Here is a 17,087-nt window from a genome sequence, read left to right on the forward strand (position 1 = left end):
GCGGCCGGGCGTCAGGCCTCGAGCACGGAGCGGTCGGCACCGATCGCCGACAGGGTGAATTGGTCCGCCCCGATCTCGGAGGCGGTGTATCCGAGGAGCAGCGCGAGCTGGTCGCGGGCGCGCCAGACCCGGCTCTTCACCGTGCCGATGCAGCAATTCATCACCGCGGCGGCCTCCTCGTAGGTCATGTCCTCGATGGTCACGAGGATCAGCGCCTCGCGCATCGGGGCGGGCAGCCGTGCCAGCGCCGCCTGGACGTCCTGCAGGTCGAGGTGGCCGCCCTGCGCCGGCACGGTCGCGAGGCGCCGGGCGTGGTCGCCCTCGCTGTCAGCGACCTCCCGGCTGAAGCGGCGGTGCTCGCTGTAGAGGGCGTTGCGCATGATGGTGAAGAGCCAGGCGCCGAGATTGGTGCCGGGCTCGAACCGCGCGCGGCTGCGCCAGGCCCGCAGCAGCGTGTCCTGCACGAGGTCGTCCGCGGCGGTGGGATTGCGGGTGAGCGAGACCGCGAAGCTCTGCAGGCTCGGCACCGCCTGCAGCAGCCCGTCGCGGAAGGCGCGCTCGTCGCACTCGTCCCTCTCGGCGAGCGCGCCCGCGAGCCGGGCGATCAGCTCGGCGAAGCGCTCCGGCGGCGCGGCCTCGCGCAAGCTCGCGTAGGCCGCCTTCAGGCTGAGGCCGAGATGCACCCGGATGTCCGCGGGCAGGGACGGTATCGATGCGGGGACGGACGGACGGACGCGGTGACTCTCTGGCTGAGACATCGTTCCCCGATCGGCTGAGGCGGGATGCGCGGCTGCGCAGGGGTGCCGCTGAGGGTTCCTGTTCTCGCAAAGCCGCGCCGGGGCTGCCTCCACATAGGTTACGCCCGAGACGATATCGGGCGGCCAGGCGGCGCGCCGCCCGACGTGCGCGGGCGCACTGGACGGCGGGCGCGGCCGGCCCAGGTGAGAGACAACCCCCGACAGAGGCACCCCAACCGGGAAGGGCATCCTCGCCCCGGAGGGCCTTCCCGTGCCTGCCGGCACCCGCGCGCCCGCCCGCCTGCGCGCCGCGCCGCCGGCACATTCCGACCGGAGACCGAACCCATGTCCGTCCGCATCCCGAACACGCGCCTCAACGACGGCCGCTCGATGCCGCAGCTCGGCTTCGGCGTCTATCAGCTCGAGGAGGCGCGCACCCCCGACATCGTCGGCCGCGCGATCCGGGCCGGCTACCGCTCGATCGACACCGCCGCGATCTACGGCAACGAGGCCGGCGTCGGCCGGGCGATCCGCGAGGCCGGGGTGGCGCGCGACGAAATGTTCGTCACCACGAAGCTCTGGAACGACGACCAGGGTCTCGACGCCACCCGCCGCGCCTTCGACGAGAGCCTGCGCAAGCTCGGCCTCGACCGGGTCGACCTCTACCTGATCCACTGGCCCTGCCCGGAGAAGGGCCTGTTCGTCGAGACTTGGAAGGAGCTGATCCGGTTCCGCGAGGACGGGCGCGCGGGCTCGATCGGCGTCTCGAACTTCACCCCGGCCCACCTGCAGCGGCTCGTCAGCGAGACGGGAATCGTGCCTGCGGTGAACCAGATCGAGCTGCACCCGCATTTCCAGCAGGCGGCGCTCCGCCAGGCCCATGCCCGCCACGGCATCGTCACGGAATCCTGGAGCCCGCTCGGCCAGGGCAGAGAACTCGCCGACCCGGTCCTCGTCGAGATCGGGCGGGCGCACGGCCGCAGCCCCGCCCAGGTGAGCCTGCGCTGGCACGTCCAGAACGGCCTCGTGGCGATCCCCAAGACCGCGACCCCGTCCCGCATCGCCGAGAACCTCGCCGTGTTCGACTTCGAGCTCGGCCCGGACGAGATGCGGCGGATCGCCGGCCTCGACCGCCCGGACGGCCGCATCGGCCCGGACCCGGACAGGTTCGCCTAGCGGTCGGAATCTGGCGCTCGGCACCCGTCGCCAGGGGCGGCTTTCGACCGATTGTGTTGAAAAACCCCGCGGCGGGGACTGGGGCCTCTATGGCTAGTGGCTGCCGCTGGTCGCAGCCCCAAATGTTGTAGCTTCATGCTCCCAGAAGAAGGTCGAACGGCGTTTTTCAACACAATCGACCCATAGCAGGCCCTGCGGAAGTCCGCTCCTAGGCGCTTGGTGAAGCAGAGCCGTACGACTGGTAAAGAGTGGAAAGCTGCCTATCCGCTTCGGAGCGCGGCCTGCACAAAACGGACACGACCATTACCAACGGGACGGCCTCTCCTCGGATGTTTCGCCCGAGCGCATTGGAGGCCTGATGATGGCAGGCGTTCAGCAGACATCGGTGTCCGATGCCTCATTGGACCGTGATGCTCCCACGGATAAGTTCATACAATTCCGGATCATTGATCCAAGAACGCTCAACCTGCTGTTCCAGGGCCGATCACTTCGACGATATGAGGTGAACTAACGAAATTTCGGTCCCGGTGGGAAACACGATATGGACGCCACCCGAGCTTCGCCTCACCAGCCTGTTGACGGGGCTGCGGTCATGCGGCGGGCGGGATGGCGGATCGTGCCGTTCCTGGTGCTCTGCTACTTCATCGCCTACGTCGACCGGGTGAATGCCGGCTTCGCCGCCCTCACGATGAACAAGGATCTCGGCCTCTCGCAGGCGATGTTCGGCATCGGTGGCGGGCTGTTCTTCGTCGCCTATGTGCTGTTCGAGGTGCCGAGCAACATCGCGATGGAGAAGGTCGGGGCGCGCCTGTGGATCGCGCGCATCATGATCACCTGGGGCCTCGTCGGCGTGGCGATGGCCTTCGTCGTCGGGCCCTACAGCTTCTACCTGTGCCGGTTCCTGCTGGGGGCGGCCGAGGCCGGGTTCTTCCCCGGCGTCATCCTCTATCTCACCTACTGGTTCCCCAAGGCGTATCGGGCCCGGATCGTCGCCATGTTCATGGTCGCGATCCCGATTTCCAGCTTCCTCGGATCACCGATCTCGGCATCCCTGCTGCAGCTTGAGGGCGCGTCCGGGCTGCACGGCTGGCAGTGGCTCTTCATCGTCGAGGCGGTCCCGGCCGTGCTGCTCGGGATCGCCGCCCTGTTCATGCTGCCAGGCCACCCTTCGGAGGCCAAGTGGCTCGCGCCTGAGGAGCGGGCGTGGCTGCAGGATCAACTGGCGGCGGATCGCTCCGGCGCCTCTCCGGTCGCGCACCACCTGCCGCTGCACAAGGTGCTGACGAACAAATACGTCTGGGCGCTAGCGCTGATCTACTCGGGCAGCTCGGCCACCAGCAATGCTCTGTCCCTGTGGCAGCCGCAGATCCTCAAGGCGTTCGGCCTGTCCAACCTGGAAACCGGCCTCCTGAACATGATCCCGTTCGGCATCGCCTCGGTGTTCATGATCCTCTGGGGCCTGCGCGCCGACCGGACGGGTGAACGGGTGTGGAGCACTGCCCTGCCTCTGGCGGCAACCTGCCTTTGCCTGTTCGCCACCAACCTCACCAGTTCTCTCACGGTGACAATGATCCTCCTGAGCCTCGTCCTGATGGGCAACTACGCCATCAAGGGGCCGTTCTGGGCGATGGCGACCGACTGGCTCTCGGCGGGTACGGCCGCAGCCGGGATTGCGGCGATCAACACGCTCTCACATCTCGGCACCGGGATTGCCTCGTGGCTCCTCGGTGTGATCAAGGACCAGACCGGCAGCTTCCCCCTCGCCCTGCTGCCGCTCGTGTTCCTGACCGGCTCGGGCGCGATCATGACCCTGATCCTGGGTCGCGGCACACGAGCACGCGCTGCCGCGCCCACGACTGCCGCCGAATGATTGTTCCTGGCCGACGAAGGGACCACGCCGGCCACGCCGAGGCGGTTCGCCGAGCCTGCCCCGGTGAATGCCCCGACCCGGAACTCGGCCCGGCACGAGACGGCGCGGCGACGCAGACACCTGAGGCAGGGAGGTGGCCATGATCACGCGACGCATGTTCCACGGCGCCATCGCGGGGTTCGCAGCCGCAGGGGGCTCGACGCATCGCGCGCGCGCGCAGGGCACCGCCATGACGGCGATCGACTCCCACGCCCACGTCTTCAGGCGCGGACTGCCGCTGGCCGCCAGCATCCGCTACGCGCCCGACTACGACGCGACGCCGGAGGATTACCTCAAGACCTTGGAGGCCAACGGCATTTCGAACGCCGTGCTGGTTCAGCCGAGCTTCCTCGGGACCGACAACAGCTACATGCTGGACGCCCTGAAACGCTATCCCGACCGCTTCCGCGGCATCGCGGTGGTGCAGCCCGATATCGCGCCGGACGCCCTGCGCGCGCTCGCTTCGGCCGGCGTGGCCGGCATCCGCCTCAACCTGATCGGCGCGCGGAACCCGCCGTTCGACACCGAGCCGTGGCCGACGCTCCTGAAGCGCTTGGCCGAACTCGGCTGGCAGGTCGAGGTCCAGGCTGAGGCCCGCCGCTGGCCGGAGTTGCTGCCCCTCCTGCTCAAGAGCGGCGTGACGATCGTCGCAGACCATTTTGGCAAGCCCGACCCCAAGCTCGGCGTCGATGATCCGGGCTTTCAGCACCTGCTGAAGTCGGGCGCCACCGGCCGTGTCTGGGTCAAGATCTCCGGCTCCTACCGCAACGGCGCTGGGTTACCCGCCGCTGCGATGCCGCTGTTGCGCGACAGCTTCGGTCTCGATCATCTCGTCTGGGGCAGCGACTGGCCCCACACGCAGTTCGAGAAGACGACGAGCTACACGGCCGCACGTCAGGAACTGGACATGTGGTTGTCAGACGCAGGTGATCGCGAGGTCGTCTTGCTCGATGCGCCACGCAAGCTGTTTTGGATGACGCGGAGTTGAGGACATCAAGGCTCCTCACGATCAGCCATTGAGGGACGGAGTCCGTCCAATTGCCCTGTTTCGAAGTTAATATTGTCGTCTAGAATATAGCGTAGCAAACATCCGCTTCGGGCCAAAGTGTCGAGGTCCGGCTTCCACCCGTTGCGGATTCCTGGTGGGTACCAAGCGCCAGATTTCGGCGAGGAGGCCGATCTCGAACGAACCCGGTCGGAAGCCGGCAGGGCCGCCCACCTCGCCCGTGCGCGTGAGGCGGGGCGCGCCCCGGCCGCGGCCGCGGGAAAGACCGAAGGTCGACGCCGTCCGGTGATGCCGTGGCCAACCGGCTCCCGCGTTGCACCCAAAACTTCGCACCGCAAAATCGATATGCTCAGTCTCAGCATATCTGGACAGGAGCGTCCGGCGCGCCTAATTTAGACGGCACAATGCTCAAACTGAGCATAATGGAGGACGCGATGGCGGCGACCAGTCTCCCGCTCGCACGTGAGCGCTTTCTGCCCGGGACCTCGCCCGAAGGCCTGCCCCTGCCGGACATCTACGCGCGGGTGAGCCGGCACGTCCCGGCGATCGAGTGGCCGGCACTGGCGCCCGACATCGAGGCGATCCTTAGGCTCAAGCGCGAGCGCAACGCCGTCATCCTCGCCCACAATTACCAGGCCCCCGAGATCTTCCACACCGTGGCCGACATCGTGGGCGACAGCCTCGCGCTCGCCCGCGAGGCCGTGAAGGTCGACGCCGACGTGATCGTGCTGGCGGGCGTGCACTTCATGGCCGAGACGGCCAAGCTCCTGAACCCGGGCAAGACGGTGCTGATCCCCGACACCCGGGCCGGCTGCTCGCTCGCCGACTCGATCACCCCCGAGGACGTGCGGGGCTTGCGCGCCCGCTATCCCGGCGTGCCGATCGTGACCTACGTCAACACCTCGGCGGCCGTGAAGGCGGAATCCGACCTCTGCTGCACCTCCGGCAACGCCGTCGAGGTCATCAGGTCTCTGAACGCCCCGCGCGTGCTCATGATCCCGGACGAGTTCCTGGCGCAGAACGTCCAGGCGGCGCTTCCCGAGATCGAGATCCTGACCTGGGCCGGCCATTGCGAGGTGCACGAGCGCTTCACCCCGGCCGACATCCGCGACGTGCGCGAGAGCTATCCCGGCGTCACGGTGATCGCGCATCCCGAATGCCCGCCCGACGTCGTGGCCGAATCCGACTTCTCGGGCTCGACCGCGCTGATGATGAACTACGTCGTCGAGAAGCGGCCCGCGCAGGTCGTCCTCGTGACCGAATGCTCGATGGCCGACAACATCGCGGCGGCCAACCCGGACATCGAGTTCATCAAGCCCTGCAACATGTGCCCGCACATGAAGCGCATGAGCCTGTCGAACATCCGCCACGCGCTCGAGACGATGACCCACGAGGTCACCGTCGAGCCGGCGCTCGCCGACCGGGCGCGGGCGGCGGTCGAGCGGATGCTCGCGGTCAAGGCCCGATGAACGCCCTCTCGCGCAATCCCGCCGACCGCGTGGTCGTGGTCGGGGCGGGGGTGGCGGGTCTCGCCGTCGCGCTCCGCCTCGCGCCGCGCCCCGTCACCCTGGTGACGGCCGAGCCCCTCGGGTTCGGCACCGCCACGGGCTGGGCGCAGGGCGGCATCGCCGCCGCGATCGGCCCCGACGACGCGCCCGCGCTCCACGCCGCCGACACCGTGGCCGCCGGCGCCGGCCTGACCGCGCCCGATGTCGCTCGCCGCGTGGCCGCGGCCGGTCCCGGCCTGATCGACTGGCTGGTGCGGCTCGGCGTGCCCTTCGACCGCGAGCCCGGCGGCGCGCCGGCGCTCGGCCTCGAGGCCGCCCATAGCCGCCGCCGCATCGTGCGGGCGGAGGGCGACTCGACTGGCCGCGTGGTCCTCGAAGGGCTCGTGCGGGCGGCTTCGCGCGCGCCCTCGATCGAGACCGTGGTCGCCAGCGCGCGCGACCTGATGCGCGACGAGACCGGCGCCGTCGCGGGAATCGTCTGCGAGCGCGACGGCGCCCGCTTCCGCATCCCGGCCCGCGCGGTGGTGCTGGCGACGGGCGGCGTCGGAGCGCTCTACGCCTCGACCACGAACCCGCGCGGCGCCACCGGCCGCGGCCTCGCGCTCGCGGCACGGGCCGGGGCGGTGCTGCGCGACCTCGAGTTCGTGCAGTTCCACCCGACCGCCATCGCGGCCGGCGCCGACCCGATGCCGCTTGCCACCGAGGCCCTGCGCGGTGAGGGCGCCAGCCTGATCGACGGGGCCGGCAACCGGGTGATGGCCGGGATCGCCGGGGGCGACCTCGCGCCCCGCGACGTCGTCGCCCGCGCCATCTTCCAGACGCTCGCCCGCGGACAGACCGTCTACCTCGACGCGCGCGGCGCGCTCGGCGCGCGGATGCCGGCCCGCTTCCCCACCGTGGCGGCGCTCTGCGCGCGGGCGGGCATCGACCCGGCCCGCGAGGCGATTCCCGTGCGGCCGGCCGCCCATTACCATATGGGCGGGGTCCTGGTGGACGCGCACGGGGCCAGCACGGTGCCGGGCCTCTACGCCTGCGGCGAGGTCGCGTCCACGGGCCTCCACGGCGCGAACCGGCTCGCCAGCAACTCGCTCCTCGAAGCGCTCGCCTATGCCGGCTGGATCGCCGACGGCCTCGACGCGCCGCCGCCCGGGCGGACCGTGCCCGGCGACGCCGCGTTCCGCCCCTCCTCCGACCCCTGCGCCGACCCGGCCGAGATCCGCGCGATCATGGAGCGGCATGTCGGCGTGGTGCGGGACGCCGAGGGCCTCGCCGAGGCGCTGTCCCGGCTCGGCCCCCTGGCGCGGGCCGGCAGCGACGCCGCCCTTGTCGGGCTGATGATCGCCGAGGGCGCGCTCGGCCGCCGGGAGAGCCGCGGCGCCCACTGGCGCGCCGACGCGCCCTGCGCCGCGCCCGCCCGCCACACCGAGACGGACCTCGCCGCGTCGCTGCGCGCCGCCGAGCGGGCCGAGCAGGCCGAGGGAGCCCTGAGCCCATGACCCCTGAGCCCATCACCGAGACGCTTCCCCCCCTGCCGCGGCTCCTCGTGGAGCCGATCGTGCGCGCCGCCCTGCTGGAGGATCTCGGCCGGGCCGGCGACATCACCACCGACGCGATCGTGCCGGCCTCGGCCCGGCTCGAGGGCGTCATCGCCGCCCGCCAGCCCGGCGTGATCGCGGGCGCGGACGCGGCCGTGATCGCCTTCGGGCTGATCGACCCCGCAGTCTCCGTCAGCGTGGAGCGGGGCGACGGCGCCCGCGTCGCCCCCGGCGACGTCGTGATCCGCCTGTCGGGCCCCGCCCGCGCCATCCTCACGGCCGAGCGGGTCGCGCTCAACTTGCTCTGCCGGATGTCCGGCGTCGCCACCGCCACCGCCTCGCTCGTCGAGGCGGCGCGGCCGCACGGCAAGGCCCGCATCGTCTGCACCCGCAAGACCACGCCGGGCCTGCGGGGGCTGGAGAAGCACGCGGTGCGCGCCGGCGGCGGCTCGAACCACCGCTTCGGCCTCGACGACGCGGTGCTGATCAAGGACAACCACGTCGCGGTCGCGGGCGGCATCGTCCCGGCGATCGAGCGGGCGCGGGCCGCGACCGGCCACCTCGTCAGGATCGAGGTCGAGGTCGACACCCTCACGCAGCTCGAGGAGGCGCTCTCGGTCGGCGCCGACGCGGTGCTCCTCGACAACATGAGTCCCGAGCAGTTGACGAGGGCCGTCGCCCTGATCGACGGCCGCGCCGTCAGCGAGGCCTCGGGCCGGATCACCCGGGAGACGGTCGGGGCGGTCGCGGCGTCCGGCGTCGACCTGATCTCCTGCGGCTGGATCACCCACAGCGCTGCGATCATCGACCTCGGCCTCGACGCGGCCTGATCGTCTCAACCGGAAATTGAAAAAGCGCGCCCTCGTCGGACGAGGAACGCGCTTCGCAAGGTGGCCCGCGGTCTCAGGCTACGGGCTGCCTCGTGGTCTAACGGCCAGCCACCGCGGCGGCAGCCGCGTCGCGGCCGGTTTCGTATACGAAATCGCCCCGTTGTCTCGCGCGGAGCGGATGAAAACGGCCGTTTCCGGCGCCGGGCCGCGAAACGGCACGGACGTACATGGTTTGTTCCGTAATCGCCCGCCCACCTGGCGCCTCATGAACGGCGCACTTATGGCCAAGCTGCCACAGTGTTGCCATCGAAGCACGCGCTGCCCCGAACGGCGGCCCGGGCCGGATTATGGCTTGGCTTTGGGCAGCCAGCGTTTACCCCTTGGCGACGCATGGCACGGCATCGTGCCCCAGTATTCAACCGTGTTTCCACAAACCTCAGCCTGCCCACGAGAGGCTTTGATGCGTCGTTTCGCCCCCGCCCTGATCGGGCTCGCCTGCGCGGCTGCCGCGTGGGCCTCGCCAGCCTTCGCCTACGAGATCGATCCCCTGACGCGCCAGCCGCTCGACAACGCCCTCAGCGTGCGCGTGCGCCCGCAGGCCGTGGCCCTCCCGACCGCCAACGCCTCGCTCAACGCCGCCGACCCGCTGGCCGCCTCCGCAGTGCCGCAGATGTCGGCGATCGCGCGCGAGACGGTGGCCTATAACGGCCCCTATGGCGCTGGCACGATTGTGGTTTCGACGGCCGAGCGGCGTCTGTACTACGTGCTCGGCGGCGGCCAGGCTCTGCGCTACGGCGTCGGCGTCGGCCGGCCCGGCTTCACCTGGGGCGGCGTGCAGACCATCACGATGAAGCGCGAATGGCCCGATTGGCGCCCGCCCGCCCAGATGCTGCGCCGCCGGCCCGACCTGCCGCGCTACATGAAGGGCGGCCTGGAGAACCCGCTCGGCGCGCGCGCCATGTATCTCGGCGGCTCGATCTACCGCATCCACGGCTCCAACGAGCCGGAGACGATCGGCACCGCCGTCTCGTCGGGCTGTATCCGCATGACCAACGAGGACGTCGCCGACCTCTACACGCGCGCGAAGGTCGGCACGAAGGTCATCGTGCAGCGCTGATTTCCTCAACGTTGCTCGAACCTTGAGGGGCTGGCAGGAATGCCGGCCCCATTCCCTTTTCAGTGGCAGCCGCAACCGCTGCCGCAGCTTCCGCCGCCCTGGGACCCGCCCGAGGCCTTGACTCCGTCGCGGTCGAGCCCGCGCTCGTCGAGTTCCGCGAGGTAGGTCGCCCAGCGCCGATCGTAGTCCCGGCCGAGCGCATGCAGGTAATCCCAGCCGAAGATGCCGGTGTCGTGCATGTCGTCGAAGCGCAGCTTGACCGCATAGTTGCCGATCGGCTCGACAGCCAGGATCATCACGTTGCGCTTGCCGCCGATCACCTTGCGCTCGGCCGGCGAATGCCCCTGTACCTCCGCGGAAGGACTGGACACGCGCAGGTATTCGGCCGGGAGCGCGAACCGGCTTCCGTTCTCGAAGGCGACGTTCAGAACCCGCCTGTCGCCTGCCAGTCGGATCTCGACCGGCCAGCACTCCTCGTTCATCTCAAGACTCCACGACCCGTAACCCTGCACTGCGCGCAGCGAGCTTGCTCGCCGGCGCACGAGACCTCATATGCCAATGCATGCTAGGTTCGTCACGAGACGGCAGGCCAGATTTCCCGTCACAGCAGAGCCCAGAGTCCCGCATGTGGGGTCCCCGCACCGATGAGCGCGAACCGGCCCCGGCCCTCGCGCCCCTGATCGACCCGTTCCAGCGTGCGATCACCTATCTGCGCATATCCGTGACCGACCGCTGCGATCTCCGCTGCGTCTACTGCATGGCCGAGGAGATGAACTTCCTGCCGAAGCGCGATCTCCTGACCCTTGAGGAGCTCGATCGTCTCTGCGCCGTCTTCATAGGCCGCGGCGTGCGCAAGCTGCGCATCACCGGCGGCGAGCCGCTGGTGCGGCGCGACATCATGCACCTGTTCCGTCGTCTCTCGCGCCATCTCGACACCGGCGCCCTCGAGGAGCTGACGCTCACGACGAACGGCACCCAGCTCGGCCGCTTTGCCCACGAACTCGCCGATCTCGGCGTCCGCCGGATCAACGTGTCGCTCGACACCCTCGATCCCGACACGTTCCGCGCCGTGACGCGGCGGGGCGACCTGAAGGTCGTGCTCGACGGCATTGAGACGGCGCGCCGGGCCGGCCTCAAGGTCAAGATCAACGCGGTGGCGCTCAAGGGCGTCAACGAGGACGCCTTGGCCGACATGATCGCCTGGGCCCACGGCGACGGCATGGACATGACGCTGATCGAGGTGATGCCGCTCGGCGAGGTCGAGGGCGATCGCACCGACCAGTTCCTGCCGCTCTCGGTCGTGCGGGCGCGGCTCGAGACGCGCTACACCCTGACGCCGCTCCCCGACCGCACGGGCGGTCCCGCGCGCTACGTGCGCGTTGCCGAGACGGGCGGTCGCCTCGGCTTCATCACGCCGCTCACGCACAATTTCTGCGAGAGCTGCAACCGGGTGCGCCTTACCTGCACGGGCAAGCTCTACATGTGCCTCGGCCAGGAGGATGCGGCGGATCTGCGCGCGGCTCTGCGTGCCTCGCCGGACGACGCAGGCGTCACGCAAGCGATCATCGAGGCGATCTCGCGCAAGCCCAAGGGCCACGACTTCGTCATCGAGCGCGCTCGTCCGGCCGCGGTCCCCCGGCATATGAGCGTGACGGGCGGCTGAGAATCCTAATCGGTCACGATCACGCGGTTCGGCAACTCGTCCACGGCGTTCGGGTCCGGCGGAAAGTCCGGAGCGAGGATCACGCCGACCTGTTCCACGGCCCTGATCAGGCCTGCCTCGATGTCCTCACGATGCAGGGCTGCCAGCAGGTCGGCCAACGTCGCGTTCCAGTGCTCCGCTCCTATGCGGCTCAGAATGCCATCGTCGGCCACGATCTCGGCATGGCGCTCGGCCAGCGCGAGATAGATGAGGATACCCGTTCGCCGCTGGGTCCGGCTCAGCCCCCGTGACCAGAAGGCGAGCCGTGCCGCATCACGGGCCCGCATGCGCCGCAGCCGCCGCGGCACGAGGGCGAGGCGCACCGCCTCGACCAGGGTGGCGGCCATCACGCCGAGCACGACGAGGGCCTGCGCCAGGGCGATCGCTGCCGCGCTCAGATCCGTGAACCAGATCAGCGGCCAGGGCAAAACCAGGCTCGTGATCAGGGCGGCGAGAAGTGCAACAGAGCGGTAGAGGCCCGCCCGTGCGCTCACCATCACGACGATCTCGCCCGACGTGCCGGCCTCGGCCAGCCGGACGGCCTCGGCGATCCGCGCCCGCGCCTCGCCGCCCAGGATCTGGCCACGCCTACCAGTCACCGGATGCTCCTCCGCCGCCGGACGATCCGCCGCCCCCGGAGAAGCCGCCGTCTCCGCCGAACCCGCCCGACACGCCGCCGCTCCATCCGCCGGGTGATGGGCCCGGCACGATGATGAGGCCGCCACCGCGCCGGCCGGCGTAGTGGGGCCCGCGGCTCATGCGCCAGAATGCGATCAGGATGACGACGAGGATGATGAGGAAGAGGACGGCCTGAACCGGATCGGTCTCGTCCTCCCGCACCTTTGCGCGCCGATGCCACTCGTCGGCATCGCCGGAGAGGATGGAGAGCATCGCGTCGACGCCGGCATTGATCCCGCCCGCGAAATCGCCGGACTTGAAGCGCGGCGTCACGGCTGTCGTGATGATCACCTTGGAGAGAGCGTCGGTCAGAGCGCCCTCGAGACCGTAGCCGACCTCGATCCGGACCTTGCGCTCGTTGGGCGCGACGAGGAGGAGGGCACCGTTGTTCGCCGTCTTCTGGCCGAGCGCCCAGGCGCGGAACAGCCTGTTGCCGTAATCCTCGATGCTCGCGCCCTGCAGGCTCGGGATCGTGGCGACCACCACCTGATCGGAGGTCTTGTCCTCGTAGGCCTTGAGTTTCGCGTCGAGCGTCGCCCGTTCCTCCGGCCCGAGGATGCCGGCCGCGTCGACCACCCGGCCGGAGAGGGGCGGGAAGGTAAGCTCGGCCGCGATTGCCGCCTGCCGGAGGCCGGCGACGAGCAGCAGGGCCAGGACAACGGCGAAGCGGACGCCGCGACCCGTCACGGCGCTCATCGCTAGAACTTGACGTTCGGCGGGCGCTCGGCGTTCGGCGTCGCCGTGAAAGTCTCCATCGGCTTCGCGTCCGGGTACAGCCACGCGGCGATCCAGCGGCCGGGAATCGTGCGAACCTCGGTATTGTAGGCCTGGACCGCCTGAATATAGTCACGCCGCGCCACCGTGATCCGGTTCTCCGTGCCCTCAAGCTGCGACTGCAGCGCCAGGAAGTTCTGGTTCGACTTCAGGTCCGGATAACGCTCCACGGTCACGAGGAGCCGCCCGAGTGCTCCCGACAACTGATTTTGGGCGTCCTGGAATTCCTTGAACATCTGCGGGTCGCTGACCGTGGATGCATCGACCTTGACGCTCGTCGCCTTGGCGCGCGCCTCGACGACGCTCGTCAGCACGTCCTTCTCCTGCTGGGCATAGCCCTTCACGGTCTCGACGAGGTTCGGGATCAGGTCTGCGCGACGCTGATACTGGTTCTGCACCTCGCTCCAGGCGGATTTCGCCTGCTCCTGCAGGGTGGGCACCTGATTGATGGCACCGCAGCCCGACAGGCAGAAGGCGAACAGGGCTGCGACGAGCGCACCGATGAGCCGGGCCAGAACGGGCGTGCGCGGCAGCGTGCTGGCAAGTGAGCCGGTCGGCATGGGATCCCTCGTCTGGCCACGGCGGTGGCGGAGCTTGGCCTTGTCTGCCCTGCGACAGATAGGCATCCGCTCGGGCACGAAAAGGTCGGCGCGCTTTCTGATCGCGCGCCGCGCGCCATATCGGACGCAATGCTGCGCAAGACCACCGCGATCATCCGCGTCATCGATCTCGAGACGACGGGCAGCCGGCCCGGCAGCGACGGCGTGGTCGAGATCGGCTGGCAGGACGTGGAATGCGTGGACGGAGCCTGGCGCGTCGGACCTGAGCGCGGTGCCCGCTACGTCAATCCCGAGTGCCCGATCCCGGCGCGCACGCAGGCCGTCCATCACATCGCGGATGAGGACGTGGCGGGCGCTCAGGTCTGGCTCGATGTGGCGCCCGCCATCCTGAAACCGGCCGGGCATGGGCTGATCGCGCTCGCGGCTCATCGCGCGGCCTTCGAGCGCCGCTGGTGCCGCAATGCCCTGACAGGGGGACGACCCTGGATCTGCACCTACAAATCGGCTCTCCGCCTGTGGCCGGAGGAGCCGTCGCACGCCAATCAGTCGCTGCGGTATGCGCGGCGGCCGGAGGGGCTCGATCGGGATGCCGGGCTGCCCGCCCATCGCGCCGGGCCGGATGCCTACGTCACCGCCCATCTCCTGCGCGAGATGCTGCGCGAGACCGGGCCCGAGGTGCTGATGGCCTGGACGCGCGAGCCCGCCCTCCTGCCGCGCGTGACCTTCGGCGAGAACAGGGGCCGGCGCTGGAGCACGATGAGCGACGACTTTCTCGATTGGGTACTCGGCCGCGGGGGCTTCGACGCGGATATCCGCTTCACCGCACGCCGCGAGCAGGCACTGAGAGCCGGCCGCGGCAACGGGTCCACGCCGGCTCCGGAGGGCCGACTCCTGTGACGCCCGGCCATGGGCCGGGGCGGTTGACAATGGCACGCCGTCAGTGCGCTGTGCGCTCCATGGACGGAACGCCCGAAGCTGCGGCGGGCAAGCCGCGGGTCGCCATAACCTACTGCACCCAGTGCAACTGGCTTTTGCGAGCAGCCTGGATGGCACAGGAACTCCTCTCCACCTTCCGCGACGATCTGGGCGAGGTCGCCCTGATCCCTGGCACGGGCGGCGCCTTCGCGATCGAGGTGGATGGCGCGGCGGTGTGGGAGCGCAAACGGGACGGCGGCTTCCCGGACGTCAAGACGCTGAAGCAACGCGTGCGGGATCGCCTCGACCCCGCACGGGATCTCGGCCATATCGACAGGCCATGATCCGCCCTTGCCCGATGATGCGACGGACAGCGGCCCGCTCCGAGTCATGCCGTATCCAGGACTGGACTCGACCGTGAGGCAGGATTCTGACCCGGTGGGGGCGGCGCCGCAATCGGCGCGTCGTGCGCCTGTCTCTGGGATCCGGCGCCGGCTGGACAACCTCGCCCAGCGCGGCTTCTCCACGCAGGTCTATCTCATCGCCCTCGTGGTCGCGCTCATCGGTCCGGGACTTCTGTTCACCGCGATCCTGCTGATGCGCTACGCGGCCGCCGAGCGGGCGCGCTTCGAGCAGGATGCACGCGAGAACGTCCGAGGAATCGCACTTTCGATCGACCGCGACACGGCCGGGCTGGTCTCCGTACTGCAGACGCTCGCGACCTCGCCGCGGCTGAAGGACGGAGAATTCGAGGCGTTCGACGCGCAGGCACGCCTCGTGCGCGACGCGATCAACCTCGAAATCGTGCTGCGCAAGCTCGACGGTCAGCAGGTGGTGAATACGGGCCTGAAGCGCGGCGCTATGCTCCCGACCTCGACGCTGCCCTTCGATCGGGAGATTTCCGCCGGGACGCAGCGCGCGATGGTCTCGGGCCTCATCGTCGGGGCGACGCCCGAGCAGGCGACCTACGCGGTCGCCGTTCCGGTGCAGGTCGAAGGCGACGTCGCCTACATCCTGAGCTTCAACGCGCCGGTCACCCGCCTCCAATCGATCCTGGCCCGCGAGGTCGTCGAAGGTTGGATGACCGGCATATCCGACCGCGACGGGACCGTGCTCGGGCGGATCCCCGACCCAGCCGCGGTCGTCGGCCAGCCGAGGCTCGGCACGCTGCGCCAGAGCCAGACCGACACGCCCGGCGTGTGGGAAGGCAAGGACCGGCTTCGCCGGCCCGTCATCGTCGTCGAGGCTCGCTCGCGGCTCACGGGCTGGACCGTGGCGGCGAGCATCCCGCAGGCCCTCGTCGACGCGCGCCTGCGCCGCTGGATCTGGGCGTTCGGCGGTTTCGGGCTCCTCGTCCTCGCCACTTCGTCGGCGCTCGCCGTGAATCTCTGGTCTCGGGTCTCCCGGCCGCTCCGCCAGCTCGCCGCGTCTGGGCCGGCGCTCGCACGGGGCGAGGCCATCCCGCGGATCAGCTCCCCCGTCCACGAGATCCGCAGGCTGGCCGACGTGCTGGCGGATGCGTCGCTTCGCCTGCGCACCCGGGAGGAGGAGCGCGACCGTGCGCTCGCCGAGACCCGCCACGGCCTCTCGGCCCTCCGAGAGAGCGAGGCGCGGTTCCGGCACATGGCGGACTCGGCGCCCGCCCTGATCTGGATGACCGACGAGGCCGCGAATGTGAGCTTCGCCAACATGCATTTCGACCACATGTTCGGCATGCCGGCCACCGACCTCGCCGATGAAGGCTGGCGGCGGATCGTCTATCCGCCGGACCTCGAGGCCTTCTCGGCGGATTTCAACGCAGCCTTCGAGGCACGCGCTCCCTTCCGGACAGAGGTTAGGGTCGTGGACAGCGAGGGGAATGTGCGGTGGCTGCGCTGCGAGGGCGTGCCGCGCCTGAACGACGCCGGCACCTTCCTCGGGTATACGGGCTGCAACGTCGACATCACGGATGCGAAGCTGGCCGAGGAACACCTGATCCTGCTCATTCACGAGCTGAATCACCGGGTCAAGAACACGCTCGCGACGGTGCAGTCGATCGCCGGCCAATCGCTGCGCCGCCTCGAAGGCGAAGAGGCGCACGCGGCGCGCGCAGCCTTCGAGGCGCGTCTCCTCGCGCTCGCCCGCGTGCACGACGTGCTCACGCGTGAGAGCTGGGAGGGTGCCGAACTCGGCACGGTCGTGGCCGACGCCACGCGGCCCCTCGACTCCGCGGACGGACAGCGATCGCGCTTCCATGTCTCGGGGCCCGCCCTCAGGCTGCCGCCGCGGCTCGCTCTCTCGATCGCGATGGCGTTGCACGAACTCGGCACCAACGCGGTGAAGTACGGCTCGCTCTCGCGCGAGGGAGGCGCCGTGAGCATCACATGGTCGGTGCAGCGCGAAGACGAGACGCGGTTGTTCCTGCGATGGAGCGAGAACGGCGGCCCGCGCGTCACGCCGCCGACGCGCACGGGGTTCGGCTCGCGCCTGATCGAGCGCAGCCTCGCCCGTGAACTCGCCGGCGAGGTGCAGCTCCTGTTCGCGCCGACTGGGGTCGTCTGCACCATCGAGGCCCCCGTCCCGCCGCCGGGACTTCTCGAACGGCGCAGCGGCTCGACGAGCGCGCGCCAGAGCGCCGCCGTCCCGGGCTGAGGCCTCGTC

General features: G+C 69.9%; 16 protein-coding genes. 11 read left to right on the forward strand and 5 right to left on the reverse strand.

Annotated features, from left to right (window positions below; genetic code table 11):
• Nucleotides 1-11: 11 nt before the first annotated feature.
• Nucleotides 12-758, reverse strand: a complete 747-nt coding sequence (locus WDW90_RS00075; RefSeq protein WP_336485205.1) for a sigma-70 family RNA polymerase sigma factor — start codon at nt 756-758, stop codon at nt 12-14.
• A gap of 324 nt (nt 759-1,082) precedes the next feature.
• Between WDW90_RS00075 and WDW90_RS00080 the strand changes: the two genes are divergently transcribed.
• The 7 genes from WDW90_RS00080 to WDW90_RS00110 all read left to right on the forward strand — a co-directional run bounded on the left by WDW90_RS00080 (nt 1,083) and on the right by WDW90_RS00110 (nt 9,818).
• Nucleotides 1,083-1,913 carry an aldo/keto reductase gene (locus tag WDW90_RS00080; RefSeq protein ID WP_336485206.1) on the forward strand — a complete coding sequence of 277 codons (831 nt, stop codon included), beginning with the start codon at nt 1,083-1,085 and terminating at the stop codon, nt 1,911-1,913.
• Nucleotides 1,914-2,454: 541 nt separating this feature from the next.
• Nucleotides 2,455-3,783: an MFS transporter gene (locus tag WDW90_RS00085; protein ID WP_336485207.1), complete on the forward strand. Its 1,329-nt coding sequence runs from the start codon at nt 2,455-2,457 to the stop codon at nt 3,781-3,783.
• Between the two features lie 139 nt (nt 3,784-3,922).
• Nucleotides 3,923-4,810 carry an amidohydrolase family protein gene (locus tag WDW90_RS00090; protein ID WP_336485209.1) on the forward strand — a complete coding sequence of 296 codons (888 nt, stop codon included), beginning with the start codon at nt 3,923-3,925 and terminating at the stop codon, nt 4,808-4,810.
• Nucleotides 4,811-5,262: 452 nt separating this feature from the next.
• Nucleotides 5,263-6,297: a quinolinate synthase NadA gene (gene nadA, locus WDW90_RS00095; RefSeq protein WP_431310945.1), complete on the forward strand. Its 1,035-nt coding sequence runs from the start codon at nt 5,263-5,265 to the stop codon at nt 6,295-6,297.
• On the forward strand, nt 6,294-7,832 hold the full coding sequence (locus tag WDW90_RS00100) for an L-aspartate oxidase (protein ID WP_336485212.1): 1,539 nt from the start codon (nt 6,294-6,296) through the stop codon (nt 7,830-7,832). Before nadA ends, WDW90_RS00100 begins: the two co-directional genes overlap by 4 nt.
• Nucleotides 7,829-8,701: a carboxylating nicotinate-nucleotide diphosphorylase gene (nadC, locus tag WDW90_RS00105; RefSeq protein WP_336485213.1), complete on the forward strand. Its 873-nt coding sequence runs from the start codon at nt 7,829-7,831 to the stop codon at nt 8,699-8,701. Before WDW90_RS00100 ends, nadC begins: the two co-directional genes overlap by 4 nt.
• 460 nt (nt 8,702-9,161) lie before the next feature.
• Nucleotides 9,162-9,818 (forward strand): L,D-transpeptidase, encoded by a 657-nt coding sequence (locus tag WDW90_RS00110; RefSeq protein WP_336485214.1) that lies wholly within the window; start codon nt 9,162-9,164, stop codon nt 9,816-9,818.
• A gap of 59 nt (nt 9,819-9,877) precedes the next feature.
• Here the strand turns inward: WDW90_RS00110 and WDW90_RS00115 are convergent, their stop codons facing one another.
• The gene (locus WDW90_RS00115) at nt 9,878-10,300 is read right to left on the reverse strand and encodes a gamma-butyrobetaine hydroxylase family protein (protein ID WP_336485215.1); all 423 of its coding nucleotides are present in this window, start codon (nt 10,298-10,300) and stop codon (nt 9,878-9,880) included.
• Nucleotides 10,301-10,443: 143 nt separating this feature from the next.
• Here WDW90_RS00115 and moaA point away from each other — a divergent pair, with 143 nt between their 5' ends.
• Nucleotides 10,444-11,481 carry a GTP 3',8-cyclase MoaA gene (moaA, locus tag WDW90_RS00120; RefSeq protein WP_336485216.1) on the forward strand — a complete coding sequence of 346 codons (1,038 nt, stop codon included), beginning with the start codon at nt 10,444-10,446 and terminating at the stop codon, nt 11,479-11,481.
• 5 nt (nt 11,482-11,486) lie between these two features.
• Here the strand turns inward: moaA and WDW90_RS00125 are convergent, their stop codons facing one another.
• From WDW90_RS00125 to WDW90_RS00135, 3 genes are read right to left on the reverse strand one after another with little or no spacing between them, the layout of a single operon-like run.
• The gene (locus WDW90_RS00125) at nt 11,487-12,119 is read right to left on the reverse strand and encodes a TPM domain-containing protein (protein WP_336485218.1); all 633 of its coding nucleotides are present in this window, start codon (nt 12,117-12,119) and stop codon (nt 11,487-11,489) included.
• Nucleotides 12,109-12,894 (reverse strand): TPM domain-containing protein, encoded by a 786-nt coding sequence (locus tag WDW90_RS00130; RefSeq protein WP_336485220.1) that lies wholly within the window; start codon nt 12,892-12,894, stop codon nt 12,109-12,111. Before WDW90_RS00130 ends, WDW90_RS00125 begins: the two co-directional genes overlap by 11 nt.
• Nucleotides 12,895-12,896: 2 nt before the next feature.
• A complete protein-coding gene (locus tag WDW90_RS00135) occupies nt 12,897-13,532 on the reverse strand; it encodes a LemA family protein (protein WP_336485222.1) in 636 nt (211 codons plus the stop codon).
• Nucleotides 13,533-13,661: 129 nt separating this feature from the next.
• On the opposite strand from WDW90_RS00135, the gene WDW90_RS00140 reads away from it, so the two are divergent.
• From WDW90_RS00140 to WDW90_RS00150, 3 genes are all read left to right on the forward strand, one after another.
• Nucleotides 13,662-14,429: a 3'-5' exonuclease gene (locus WDW90_RS00140; protein WP_336485223.1), complete on the forward strand. Its 768-nt coding sequence runs from the start codon at nt 13,662-13,664 to the stop codon at nt 14,427-14,429.
• A gap of 59 nt (nt 14,430-14,488) precedes the next feature.
• The gene (locus tag WDW90_RS00145; RefSeq protein WP_336485224.1) at nt 14,489-14,791 is read left to right on the forward strand and encodes an Rdx family protein; all 303 of its coding nucleotides are present in this window, start codon (nt 14,489-14,491) and stop codon (nt 14,789-14,791) included.
• 139 nt (nt 14,792-14,930) lie between these two features.
• A complete protein-coding gene (locus WDW90_RS00150; protein WP_431310946.1) occupies nt 14,931-17,078 on the forward strand; it encodes a sensor histidine kinase in 2,148 nt (715 codons plus the stop codon).
• Nucleotides 17,079-17,087 lie beyond the last annotated feature (9 nt).

This window comes from Methylobacterium nigriterrae (genome assembly GCF_037106235.1).
Lineage (GTDB): Bacteria > Pseudomonadota > Alphaproteobacteria > Rhizobiales > Beijerinckiaceae > Methylobacterium > Methylobacterium nigriterrae.